Source organism: Lysinibacillus sp. UBA6686, assembly GCF_002455205.1.
Classification (GTDB): domain Bacteria; phylum Bacillota; class Bacilli; order Bacillales_A; family Planococcaceae; genus Lysinibacillus; species Lysinibacillus pakistanensis.
The window spans coordinates 117,750-130,861 of sequence record NZ_DKJS01000085.1 but is presented as its reverse complement, the minus strand read 5'-3'; the positions used below and the strand labels follow the sequence as shown (position 1 = coordinate 130,861).

The window sequence follows — 13,112 nt, the reverse complement described above, 5'->3', positions numbered from 1 at the left end:
CAATACCCATTGTATGAGGGATACGGTATGACAAACATTAAGTCTTAAAGGTTATATAATGTTCCCCTAATAACTACAATAATTGTGTAAATAACTTTCTGAAAAATGAGGTGTACATGTGTCTAATGATATGCTTCTAGTTGAAGGTCAGTCGAAGGGGAGTCGATTGCGCAAAATATGGTTTGTTGTAGTGTTATTTTTAATATTGGTGATTGGTGTAATTGTACTTTATTATTTATTTAATAAGGATTTAAATTTTGAAACTTATAAAACAGTTGTCGGTAAAACCACTGAAAATAGCCTTGGAAGTTTGACCTTAAATGAAGTAATAGTGGATGACAATCAGATTTTATTAAACGCCACCTTTAAACCAGAAAACGATACACATTTCGACTATCAAATTTTCTTTTTTCCACAAGTATTAATTAATGGAAAAGAGTTTACGGTAAGAAATGGTGGGCAGTCCATTGCGCAATCGGATAAAACCTATACCATTTATAGCAGTGTTAAACTAAGCGAATTACCAAAGGATGAAACATTAAATTTAGATATTCGCTATAACGACTGGAACGGGAAAAAGGCAATTGACGAGCCATGGAACTTTCAAGTAGAAGCATCACAGAAGCAATTACAAAATGATAGGAACGTTTTTTCAGTTAAAAAAAAGTTGAAGCTAATAGATGGCCAACAAATAACAATTGACAGGGTTGTTTCTACACCAATATCAACAACAATTTATTTTCATTCTGACACAGCCCTATTGAATAACACCATACAATTTAATATTCAATCTACATCAGGAGAATTATGGCGCCTTAATGCTGCGTATCCATTAAATGAGGACAATACAAAATGGGGAGTTCGCCTTGACGCCCTATATTTGACAGAAAAAACTTATCATTTAATTCCGATTGCTACAGATGGAAATGAGTTTGGTTCTAAAATTAAAATGACAAAAAAATAAGAAATGCTTATTTCAATCTTTACAATACTTTAATCTAAAAACACGGTTACACCATGTAAGATAATGATATATTACATGGAAAGTAGTGAGGTTGTTGCGAAGGTTATGGGAGATCTTTTTAGTTTCCTTTAAATTAGGCTGTACTTCCTTTGGTGGACCAACTGCTCATTTAGGTTATTTTCAAAATGAGTATGTTGAAAAACGTAAGTGGTTATCAGCAAATGATTACAGTCAGCTTGTAGCACTTAGTCAATTTCTACCTGGTCCCGCATCGAGTCAAGTAGGGATGGGCATTGGCTTATTAAGAGGCGGAATATTTGGGAGTATAATTTCTTTTCTTGGCTTTACATTACCGTCAGTGTTACTGCTGATTGCATTCGGATATTTTTCGAAGCATGTAGAGATGAACTGGGTCCATGGCTTAAAATTAGTGGCTGTTGCGATTGTTGCACAGGCTATTTTGGATATGGCCAGGAAATTGATTTCTAGCATATGGCATTTAATAATTGCCTTGTTTGCACTTGGAGTAGTGCTTTTATGGGTACATTCATTATCACAGGTATTGGTGATAGGTCTTGCTGCCCTCATAGGCTTTCGATTTATTAAAATCACCAAGGAAATGAATCAACATGTAACAGTCGTACCTATTTCCAAAAAAGCAGGGTTCATTTTATTATCACTGTTTTTCCTACTCCTTATTGGTTTACCAGCTGTTAGTCCATTTATGCAATATGAATGGTTTATATTGATTGAAAAGTTTTATCTATCAGGTGCTTTAGTGTTTGGTGGCGGTCATGTAGTACTGCCTTTGTTAGAAGTTCAATTTGTACAAAGTGGACTAATGAGTTCTTCTGATTTTATCACAGGTTATGGAATGACACAGGCAGTTCCTGGTCCATTATTTACGTTTGCCTCTTACATAGGTATCATGATTGCTGGAGTACCTGGGGCCGTTATCGCTACAATAGCAATTTTTCTTCCTGCCTTTTTACTTATAGTTGGGGCAATGCCATTTTGGCTAGCGCTGAATCAATTCCCAAGATTAAGAGGGGCGATAGCAGGTGCAAATGCTGCCGTTGTTGGAATATTAGCAGCAGCTTTTTTTCATCCAATTGCTACAGAGACAATTGAAAATTGGTTAGATATTGTTATATCTGCCATCTTTTTATGGTGCTTAATGCGATGGAAGATACCGCCTTATTTATTAGTAATCATTGGTCTTTGCATAGGAATTATACGTTATTAAAAATACACTTTCTAAATCAAAACCATGAATCTTTATGGTTTTGATTTTTTTGTGGAAAATGGAACTATGAACTGCCACTGGATACACATACTTTTCTTAGATGGATTCATGGCGTTCTATTCTTTGTTTGTTTATAATGTAAAAATGGAAAAAGACTTTATCAGAAAGAAGGGATAGCTATGGCACGAGGTGTTTACATTCATATTCCTTTTTGTCATCAAATTTGTAATTATTGTGATTTCAATAAATTTTATTTCAAAAATCAACCAGTTGATGAATATATAGAAACCCTTGGCAAGGAGATGGCGCTTGCCATACAAAAGTATCCTGACCATTTTAAACAAATCGAAACGATCTTTCTCGGTGGTGGAACACCGACTGCTTTATCACCTGAGCAATTAGAAAAACTTCTTGGGCTGATTCGTACGTATATTCCTATGGACAGTGTGACAGAATTTACATCAGAGGCAAATCCAGACGAGCTCTCAGAGGCGAAATTGCAGGCATTATTTGCTGGAGGTGTCAATCGTTTAAGTATGGGGGTGCAGTCCTTTGATCAGACATTATTAAAGAAAATTGGACGTACTCATAGTAACGAACATGTTTATGAAACAATTGCCTTGGCTAAAAAGGTTGGCTTTCACAATATAAGCATAGATTTAATGTATGGTCTGCCTGGACAAACAATGGCACAATGGGAGGACTCCTTAGCAAAGGCCTTTGCCTTGGAGTTACCGCATATTTCCGCATACTCATTAATAGTAGAGCCAAAAACGATATTTTATAATCAATATTCAAAGGGAAAATTGCATTTACCAACCGAAGATCTTGAGGCAGATATGTATGATGTATTGATGAAACAGATGGAGGCTCATGGGCTGCAACAATATGAAATAAGTAACTTCGCGCAATCTGGTTTCAGCTCTAGCCATAACAAAATTTATTGGGAAAACGATGAATATGCAGGTTTTGGTGCTGGTGCACATGGATATGTTGCTGGTATCCGTTATTCCAATCATGGACCATTAAAAAAATATATTGATGCAGTAAACAAAGGTGATTTACCAATTGTCTATGAGCATATTGTGACAGAGTATGAAAAACGTGAAGAACAAATGTTTTTAGGTCTGCGAAAAACAGAGGGAGTATTACACCATATATATGAAGAGAAATTTAATGAAACGATGCTTACACGTTATCGTCATGTTATCGAAAAGCTAGTATCAGAAGGTCTTTTGGAACACGATACGAATGGAATTCATCTGACACGAAAAGGTCGATTTGTAGGGAATGAAGTATTTCAACAATTTTTGCTAGAAGATTGAGCGATTTCGTTGACATAAAATGTGGGATTTGATAACTTAATAATAGTATTAGCACTCCTCTTAGTTGAGTGCTAACAGAGGTGATAATCATGCTAACAAATCGGCAACTACAGATATTGCAAGTCATTGTAGACGACTTTATTATGTTTGCACAGCCGGTAGGTTCTCGCCAAATCTCCAAAAAGCAAGAGATTACATTTAGTCCAGCCACAATTCGAAATGAAATGGCGGATTTGGAGGAATTAGGTTTTTTAGAAAAAACACATACTTCCTCTGGTCGAGTGCCTTCGGAAAAGGGTTATAGATTTTATGTAGATCATTTGTTGAGTCCACAGGGGATTAATTCTAGGGATATTCAGCAAATCCAATCAATTTTTAATGATCGCCTAGTAGAAGTAGAGCATATTATCCGAAAGTCAGCCAATATTTTATCAGAGCTGACATCTTATACATCGATTCTTTTAGGACCTGATGTACAAAGACATCGTGTTAAACGATTCTCAATTGTGCCACTCTCTAGTGATACAGCAGTAGCGATTATCGTAACGAATAACGGGCATGTGGAAAATCGTATGTTTAGTTTACCTTCAGGTTTTACCGCTTCTGAATTAGAGAAGATGGTTAATATTTTAAATGAACGCTTAATCGGTGTGTCATTAGAAGATCTTCATACTAAGCTTGAGGCTGAAGTGCTAGCTGTTTTACAGCAGCATGTGAGATCTGCGGATGACTTTATTCGCTCACTTGTTACAGCCACGATGCATAATTCAGAAAGTAAAATTTTCTATGGTGGAAAAACGAATATGTTCAACCAGCCCGAATTCCACGATTTAAATAAAGTCCGTATGATTTTGGACTTAATGGAAACGAACAGCCAAGTGCAATCGCTTTTCCATCCCAATGAATCGGGCATTCAAATTCGTATAGGCTCGGAAAATAAACAACTAGAAATGGAAAACTGTAGTGTCATTACGACCACTTATTCAATTGGTGAAGATCAACAAGGGGCTATTGCGATTATTGGTCCAACACGGATGGATTACAAACGTGTTGTTGCTTTACTAGACGTATTGCGCATGGATTTAACACAGGCCTTTACGAAGAATCGTAGTGATTGATAATGAGGAGGATTCAAGTGACTGAAACAACTGAAAACAAGGATCTTGTACAAGAAGAAGTACAGGATGAGAATGTACAAGCTGAAAATGTACCAACAGAAAATGATGTAGTTGAACAGCAAGAAGCAGAATTGACGATTGAAGAGCAATACGAGGCAAAGCTAGCAGAGTTACAAGCAAAGCTAGACGATGAGGAAAATCGCCATCTACGCCTACGCGCTGACTTTGATAATATGCGTCGTCGCAATCAGCTAGATCGTGAGGCAGCAGAAAAATACCGTGCTCAAAGCTTATTATCAGATTTACTGCCAGTACTAGATAATTTTGAGCGTGCCTTACAAGTGGAAGCAACGTCTGAAGAAGCTGCTTCTATTGTAAAAGGCATTGAGATGGTCTATCGTTCTCTGATTGAAGCAACAGAGAAGGAAGGTCTGCAAGTGATTAAAGCAGAAGGTGAGCCATTTGATCCAAATATTCACCAAGCTGTCATGCAGGAACAAGATAGTGAAAAAGAAACTGGTGTTGTTTTACGCGAACTGCAAAAAGGATATATCTTAAAGGATCGTGTATTACGCCCATCAATGGTATCTGTGAACGAATAGTCATAGCACTATTTAGTCAATTAAAATCAGTTAGAAAACGCATCCCTTGCGTTTAAATAATAGGAGGAAATTTTAATGAGCAAAATTATCGGTATTGACTTAGGAACAACAAACTCTTGTGTTTCTGTACTTGAAGGTGGAGAACCAAAAGTAATTCCAAATCCAGAAGGTAATCGTACAACACCATCTGTTGTCGCATTTAAAAATGGCGAACGTCAAGTTGGTGAAGTAGCAAAACGTCAATCAGTAACAAACCCTAACACAATTATTTCCATTAAATCAAAAATGGGTACAGCTGAAAAAGTAACAGTGGAAGATAAAGACTATACGCCACAAGAAGTATCAGCAATGATTCTTCAATACTTAAAAGGCTATGCAGAAGATTACTTAGGTGAGAAAGTAACAAAAGCAGTTATTACAGTTCCTGCTTACTTTAATGATGCACAGCGCCAAGCGACAAAAGACGCTGGTAAAATTGCCGGCCTTGAAGTAGAGCGTATTATCAACGAGCCAACTGCTGCTGCACTTGCGTACGGCTTAGACAAACAAGACCAAGATCAAAAAGTTTTAGTATTTGACCTTGGTGGTGGTACATTTGACGTTTCTATTCTTGAATTAGGTGACGGTGTCTTCGAAGTATTAGCAACTGCTGGTGATAATAAACTAGGTGGGGACGATTTTGATGACGTGATTATCGACTATCTAGTAGCTGAATTCAAAAAAGAAAATGGCATTGATTTATCAAAAGATAAAATGGCGATGCAACGCTTAAAAGATGCAGCTGAAAAAGCGAAAAAAGATTTATCTGGTGTAACTTCAACACAAATTTCTTTACCTTTCATTACAGCAGGTGAAGCAGGTCCATTACACCTAGAAATTTCTTTAACACGTGCAAAATTTGACGAAATTACTTTACCATTAGTAAATCGTACAGTAGGTCCAGTACGTCAAGCATTATCTGATGCAGGTCTTTCAACATCTGAAATCGACCAAGTTATTTTAGTTGGTGGTTCAACACGTATTCCAGCAGTACAAGAAGCAGTACGTAAAGAAACTGGTAAAGAGCCTCACCGTGGAGTAAACCCTGACGAGGTTGTTGCAATGGGTGCTGCTGTACAAGGTGGCGTATTAACTGGTGATGTGAAAGACGTTGTTCTACTTGACGTAACACCACTTTCACTTGGTATTGAAACAATGGGTGGCGTGTTCACAAAATTAATTGACCGTAACACAACAATCCCTACTTCAAAATCACAAGTATTCTCTACAGCAGCTGACAACCAACCAGCAGTAGACATCCATGTTCTACAAGGTGAGCGTTCAATGGCAGCTGACAATAAAACATTAGGTCGCTTCCAATTAGCAGACATTCCACCGGCACCACGTGGTGTACCTCAAATCGAAGTAACATTTGATATTGATAAAAACGGTATCGTATCTGTAAAAGCGAAAGACCTTGGTACAAACAAAGAGCAAACAATTGTGATCCAATCTGATTCTGGTCTATCTGAGGAAGATATTGAACGCATGGTAAAAGATGCTGAAGCAAATGCAGAGGCAGATGCTAAACGTAAAGAAGAAGCAGATCTTCGTAACGAAGCAGATCAACTAGTGTTCCAAGTAGACAAAACAATTGCTGATCTAGGTGAGCAAATTACAGAAGACGAGAAAAAATCTGTTGAAGATGCTCGCGATGAATTGAAAAAGGCGCTTGAAGCTGGTGAATTAGAGGGCATTAAATCTGCTAAAGAAAAACTAGAAGGCGTTTTACAGCCACTAGTAATGAAAGTATATGAACAGGCTGCAGCAGCTGCTCAAGCAGCTCAAGGTGGCGAAGCAGGTGCAGACACTGGCGCTGGTAAAAAAGATGACGGTGTTGTAGACGCTGAATTCGAAGAAGTAAAAGACGATAAATAAGAGTTAACACAGTTAAGTGAAAAGCCAAAGACCGCTTGCGGCTTTGGCTTTTCTCTTTATTAAAAGCGGTATGATAGGCTCTAAATAGTAACTGAGAACAATATGTTTCTCATTTATTAATAAATAATTTACAACAAAAATAGAGGCAGTTTATTTAACTGCATGGTACAATAGATTTTATGCAAAAAGAGCGGAGTGTGAATGATGGAAAAACGCGATTACTACGAGGTGCTTGGGTTAACCAAATCAGCTTCAAAAGATGATATTAAAAAAGCATATCGTAAATTATCAAAACAATATCACCCTGATTTAAATAAAGAGCCAGGTGCAGATGAAAAATTCAAAGAAATCGCTGAAGCTTATGAAGTGCTAAGTGATGATCAGAAGAAGGCGCGCTACGATCAATTTGGTCATGAGGATCCAAATGCTGGCTTTGGTGGTGGTGGCTTCGGAGGAGGCGGCTTTGGCGGCTTCGAGGATATTTTCAGCTCATTCTTTGGTGGTGGCGGTCGTCGTCAGGACCCGAATGCACCACGCAAGGGTGATGATCTACAATATCGTATGAATATTAAATTTGAAGAAGCGATTTTCGGGAAAGAAACAGAAATCGAAATTCCGAAGGATGAAACCTGCGATACTTGTCATGGTTCGGGTGCAAAACCAGGAACTAAACCAGAAACATGTTCAACATGTAATGGTGCTGGTCAAGTAAATCAAGCTGTGGATACGCCATTTGGCCGTATGATGAATCGTCGTACTTGTTCAACATGTCATGGTACTGGAAAGATCATTAAAGAAAAATGTTCAACATGTCGTGGAGAAGGAAAAGTACAAAAACGTAAGAAAATTAAAGTAACAATTCCAGCAGGGGTTGACGATGGCCAACAAATTCGTGTAACGGGTCAGGGAGAGCCAGGTATAAACGGAGGACCAGCGGGAGATTTATATATAATGTTCCGTGTGCAAGGGCATAATGAGTTTGAACGTGATGGCGATGATATTTATTATGAACTGAAGCTAACATTCCCTCAAGCAGCTCTTGGTGATGAAATTGAAGTACCAACTGTTCATGGGAAAGTAAAATTACGAATTCCAGCAGGGACACAGTCAGGTGCTCAATTCCGCCTTAAAGACAAAGGTGTAAAAAATGTACATGGCTATGGTACTGGTAATCAATATGTTACTGTCAAAGTTGTCACACCAGAAAAGGTAACAGAAAGACAAAAACAACTGCTACGCGAATTTGCGGAAATTAGTGGTGATATTCCTGAGGAACAAGGAAGCTCACTATTCGATAAAATCAAGAAAAAATTCCAAGGCGAATAATTAGAGGAGCTGAAGAGCTACGTGAAGTGGTCAGAGTTATCCATTCATACCAAGAATGAAGCGGTAGAGGCAATTTCGAATATTTTGCATGAGGCTGGAGCAAGTGGTGTTGTTATTGAAGATTCGGCTGAATTTGCTAAGCCACGAGAAGATCAATTTGGTGAAATTTATGCACTAAATGAAGCAGATTTTCCCAAAGATGGTGTTATTATTAAGGCTTACTTATCGGAGTCTAGCTTTTTAAATGAAACAGTAGAAGAAATTAAAGCGGCTATCACAAATCTAACGAACTTTAATATCGATATAGGGGAGAATGTAGTATCGATTGTAGAAGTAAATGAGGAAGATTGGGCAACAGCTTGGAAGCAATACTATCATCCTGTGAAAATTTCTGAACGCTTTACAATTGTGCCAACCTGGGAAGATTATACTCCAGTATCAACAGATGAATTAATTATCGAATTAGATCCTGGTATGGCATTTGGTACTGGAACACACCCAACAACTGTGATGTGCCTGCAAGGGCTTGAAAGGGTTGTAAAAGAGGGAGACACAGTTATCGATATTGGTACGGGTTCTGGTGTTCTTTCTATTGGTGCCGCATTACTTGGAGCTAAAAGTGTTCATGCGCTTGATTTAGATGAAGTAGCAGTACGCTCAGCACAAGAAAATGTTGTGTTAAACAAAGTTGAGGATACGGTATCTGTATTTCATGGAAACCTATTGGATACAGTGAAGGAGCCGGCCGATGTCGTTGTTGCCAATATCTTAGCAGAAATTATTATATCCTTTACTGACGATGCATTTTCAATTGTCAAACCAGGTGGATTATATGTCACTTCAGGCATCATTGGCGCAAAACGAGATGATGTCAAAGCAGCACTAGAAGCTTCAGGCTTTGTCATTGAAGAAGTATTACTAATGGAAGACTGGGTCGCAATCATCGCCCGTCGTCCACAATAAATGGATTGAGAAAGCGCCAAATCGTGAGCCGAGTGTTTGTGATTTGGTGTTTTCTCTTCTTTATAGAAAGGAATGTGTACCATGCAGCGTTATTTTATTGAAACCTCTATTGAAAAAGCACGGATTAGTGGAGAAGATGCCCATCATATTGAACGAGTAATGCGAATGAAGGAAGGTGACAAAATTGTAGTAGTGGCACAAGATAACGCCCACATCTGTACAATTGTAGCCTTTGAAGGAGATGGGGTAGTTATACAGCCTACTGGGGAGATGATTCCTTCTCCTGAGCTACCTGTTCAAGTTACAGTTGCCTGTGGATTGCCAAAAGGTGATAAATTAGAGCTTATTACACAAAAAGCAACAGAGCTTGGCATGTTTGCCTTATTGCCTTTTGAAGCAGAGCGTTCCATTGTAAAATGGGATAAAAAGAAGGGGGTAAAAAAGCAAGAGCGTCTGCAAAAAATTGCAAAAGAGGCCGCTGAACAATCCCATCGTACACATATACCAGAAATTTATGAACCAATTTCTTTTAAGCAGCTAGTAAATCAAGTGAGCAATTTTGACGCCGTTTTTATCGCAGATGAAGAAGATGCCAAGTCGATAAAACGTACAAGATTTGCGGAAAAGCTAAAAAACGCTTACGATAAAAAATCGAATTCAATTCTTATTATCTTTGGTCCAGAAGGCGGCATTGCTAGAAAAGAAGCGGATACTCTGTTGCAAGCTGGAGCCCAAACGATGTCTTTAGGCCCCCGGATTTTACGAGCAGAAACAGCGCCACTTTATGCACTGTCTGCAATATCCTATGAATTTGAATAAAAGAAATCCCAGCTTGTTAAAAGTACTGTTCATACACAAGAGATATGTGAGGTTGTGTTATATTGCGTATTGGCTAAAAGATGAGGCATGGGCAAAACCACTTAAAAAACTGTTTTAAGTGGTTTTTTCACTTTTATAATATAGGGTCTAACTAGAATTTGAGTCAGTAATATTGTGCAAAATATGATGTGAAAATAAATAAAAATTTCGAGTCAAGAGAAAATTTAACAAAAATCCCTTTTATTAAACTAGAAAAAACAAGTATAACGTCCATACATAGATATTATTGATACATATTCTAACGATAGGAGAGCTCCCTAATACTAAAAAAATGAAAAGAGGGAATTTTTTTGAGTGAACAATTAGAAAATCAAATGCTACCTTGTCCGGTAACATCAACTGAACAAATTCCATTAACTAGTGAAATTACTCCAGTAGTTGCTACACCACTTACGACTCCAACAATTAAAGTTCCAGTTGTACTTGCAGAACCAACACTTCAAATCGTTGTGGAGTCAGATATTACGCTTTCTCCTGCAGCAACTGAAATCAAAAGAGTGAAAAAAAATGTATTCCTAAATCAAGTTAAATTGGTTCCAGTGAGCTTTGCGCGTATTGCGGGCACTGACTTTTTTAGAGTAACAAGAGCTAAATTATTTGTAGCAGGACATATTCGTAAAAATATCGAATATGCTTCATCAGCATGTAGTGGGGCACTTCGAGATAGAATTGCCGATGTTGCGTTTTCTGGTTTTACAGACCTTACGTTCCCACAAACACCTGGGGGGTCTACTCCAATCTTAGGCATTTCCGAGTTTGCCGAAGCGAACTTCCTGAATGAAGCGACGCAAATGGACGCTCGATTGGATAAGGCTTTCTTCCAAAACCTTGTTAAATACAATGAACAACCATTTGGAGAATTAGTAGCAGCGAACTTCTTTGAACTTGATTTTTCGCCAATTATGACATCACCAGAAGGTACGTTTAGCACATTACGTGAAAAAATCGTACTCGAACTGACTGTAAAAGTAATTCAAGTTCAACAAGTCCGCCTTGGTGCTGGCAGTAGTGTAATAACTCCTGTTCTTACAGGGCTTACTCCTCCAGTTAGTCCTACTATCAATCCTCCTATTAATCCACCTTCCGAACCTTGTTAATCTATCTTTAATTACTAGAGAATCAAAATAGATAAGCGTCATTCAAGGTCACGGATAAAAATCCAATATTTGAGTTGGCAGTCGAGGGTTCGATTTAGTCGAATTTTCAACTGCCTTTTTTGCTATTAAAAAATTGTCGTGTGAAACAACGTGCTCAGTGACAAAAGTAAAAGTTAAGCATAGTATGAATTGTAATAATAAGTACAGTGAAAAGAATAGGCGTTATATTATGAAGTAGAACTCAAATCCTTAATATATAGAACAATGAGGAATTATCGATTTGTCAAAACATTTTTTGGGAGTGAATGAATGAAAACTCCATGGATTAACTTTAGAGGGATGAAGGAAGTATCCTCCAAGCAAAATAAATACACGGATTGGACGTATCAACCTAAACCATCTCATTTAGATTCTGCTTGTGGTGAAAATGATGGTACCAGAAATGGGGAAGAATCTAGCCATGAATTACTAATTTCTTCAAGAAATAGTGTAGAAGAAGAAACCAATCCCCTACCTGATAACGTGGAGGTTGATGAATTGAGTCCAGTGGAAGAGCTGGATTTAACATTACTTATTCCTGAAACGGTTGTTGAGGAAGAAATCGATCATTTCTCCGATACTCAAATAGAAGATGAAATGAATCCAGTGAAAGGTCTAGATTTAGTACCCAATTTAGATTCCAATCATGGACTACTTAATCCTCTAGAAATTAATGATGGGGAAGATGTTCATGCTCTCCCTGATCCCGAAGAGACAGAGGAAATGAATTTTAAAGAAGTACCGGATTTAACATCTCAAATAGACCCTAATCAATCATATGGTGAGAATAAAAATGATGAAGGGGAAAACCTTTCTACAGTTACACCTTTTCCTGAGCCTGTGCAAGGAGAAGTATGTTCTATAACCCAAAAAAGCTCATTTTCTACATATGTTGAAATTAATGATTTTCTCCATGCTCCTATCTGTGGTGAAAATGTTCAAAATACATTTGAATTTCTTGATTTAAACAATAAACAAATTCCCCAATTTGAAACTAAGCTATTTCATACTATAACGGATTATCCTGAGCAGCCAGATTGTCGATTGGCTCGCTCAAAAATTAATAAAATTGTATTTTTAATGAAAACAGATATCCATCCTAAAAATAATCAGAAAAATAATCTGCTTAAATCAGTTGTAGTCCCCTTACATAATTCACAATCAATTAACAAAGGTGGAGTAAATAATCATTCGTACAGTACCGAAGATTTTATGCATATTAGAGTTCCAGTTGTAGTTGGGGAATATAAAATCGAAATATGTCTCGAAGAATTTATGATATTTGAAAAAGGAATTGTGGAGGTTAAAGATATCTCGAGTGAGGTAGTACTATCCAATTGTAGATTCGTACCTAATCGTTTTTCCAAATCATTAGGTAATGGTACATGTACAGCATTAAAGGGGAATTTATTTATAGAAGGTTATATTCATCAGAATATTGAGTATATAAGTTCTCATTTCGGGGATGAAATACCTGTACAAAATAAAGAATTTATTCATTCGAATCAATTGTGCCAAAATATAGTATTAGATTTAATCATTCATATGTTTCAAGTACAGAAAATACAAGTTAGTATGGCAAACAAGAGTCTAGAGGATAATTGAAATCTTATATGTTAGCTCAAAACCCTTTTTA

Annotated in this window: 11 protein-coding genes; all 11 read left to right on the top strand. The window is 37.4% G+C overall.

The window, feature by feature from the left end; genetic code table 11:
* The first annotated feature begins 118 nt into the window (after positions 1 to 118).
* The 11 genes from B2R82_RS23525 (at position 119) to B2R82_RS23475 (ending at position 13,081) form a co-directional block, all read left to right on the top strand.
* Complete coding sequence (locus tag B2R82_RS23525) at positions 119 to 964, top strand: DUF4179 domain-containing protein (protein ID WP_286927382.1); 846 nt, start codon at positions 119 to 121, stop codon at positions 962 to 964.
* Positions 965 to 1,058: 94 nt separating this feature from the next.
* Positions 1,059 to 2,210, top strand: coding sequence for a chromate efflux transporter (chrA, locus tag B2R82_RS23520; protein WP_286927381.1), 1,152 nt, complete (start codon positions 1,059 to 1,061; stop codon positions 2,208 to 2,210).
* Positions 2,211 to 2,389: 179 nt separating this feature from the next.
* The gene (gene hemW / locus B2R82_RS23515) at positions 2,390 to 3,535 is read left to right on the top strand and encodes a radical SAM family heme chaperone HemW (protein WP_286927380.1); all 1,146 of its coding nucleotides are present in this window, start codon (positions 2,390 to 2,392) and stop codon (positions 3,533 to 3,535) included.
* A gap of 89 nt (positions 3,536 to 3,624) precedes the next feature.
* The gene (gene hrcA, locus B2R82_RS23510; protein WP_286927379.1) at positions 3,625 to 4,653 is read left to right on the top strand and encodes a heat-inducible transcriptional repressor HrcA; all 1,029 of its coding nucleotides are present in this window, start codon (positions 3,625 to 3,627) and stop codon (positions 4,651 to 4,653) included.
* A 17-nt stretch (positions 4,654 to 4,670) separates the two neighbouring features.
* Positions 4,671 to 5,255: a nucleotide exchange factor GrpE gene (grpE, locus tag B2R82_RS23505; protein ID WP_286927378.1), complete on the top strand. Its 585-nt coding sequence runs from the start codon at positions 4,671 to 4,673 to the stop codon at positions 5,253 to 5,255.
* A gap of 75 nt (positions 5,256 to 5,330) precedes the next feature.
* Complete coding sequence (gene dnaK / locus B2R82_RS23500; RefSeq protein WP_283868779.1) at positions 5,331 to 7,172, top strand: molecular chaperone DnaK; 1,842 nt, start codon at positions 5,331 to 5,333, stop codon at positions 7,170 to 7,172.
* A gap of 204 nt (positions 7,173 to 7,376) precedes the next feature.
* Entirely contained in the window at positions 7,377 to 8,498 is a 1,122-nt protein-coding gene (dnaJ, locus tag B2R82_RS23495) for a molecular chaperone DnaJ (RefSeq protein ID WP_286927377.1), read from the top strand.
* 21 nt (positions 8,499 to 8,519) lie between these two features.
* Positions 8,520 to 9,461, top strand: a complete 942-nt coding sequence (prmA, locus tag B2R82_RS23490; protein WP_286927376.1) for a 50S ribosomal protein L11 methyltransferase — start codon at positions 8,520 to 8,522, stop codon at positions 9,459 to 9,461.
* An 81-nt stretch (positions 9,462 to 9,542) separates the two neighbouring features.
* On the top strand, positions 9,543 to 10,280 hold the full coding sequence (locus tag B2R82_RS23485) for a 16S rRNA (uracil(1498)-N(3))-methyltransferase (RefSeq protein WP_286927375.1): 738 nt from the start codon (positions 9,543 to 9,545) through the stop codon (positions 10,278 to 10,280).
* Between the two features lie 350 nt (positions 10,281 to 10,630).
* Positions 10,631 to 11,437 carry a CsxC family protein gene (locus tag B2R82_RS23480; protein WP_286927374.1) on the top strand — a complete coding sequence of 269 codons (807 nt, stop codon included), beginning with the start codon at positions 10,631 to 10,633 and terminating at the stop codon, positions 11,435 to 11,437.
* A gap of 309 nt (positions 11,438 to 11,746) precedes the next feature.
* Positions 11,747 to 13,081 carry a BC_2427 family protein gene (locus tag B2R82_RS23475; RefSeq protein ID WP_286927373.1) on the top strand — a complete coding sequence of 445 codons (1,335 nt, stop codon included), beginning with the start codon at positions 11,747 to 11,749 and terminating at the stop codon, positions 13,079 to 13,081.
* Positions 13,082 to 13,112: the final 31 nt, after the last annotated feature.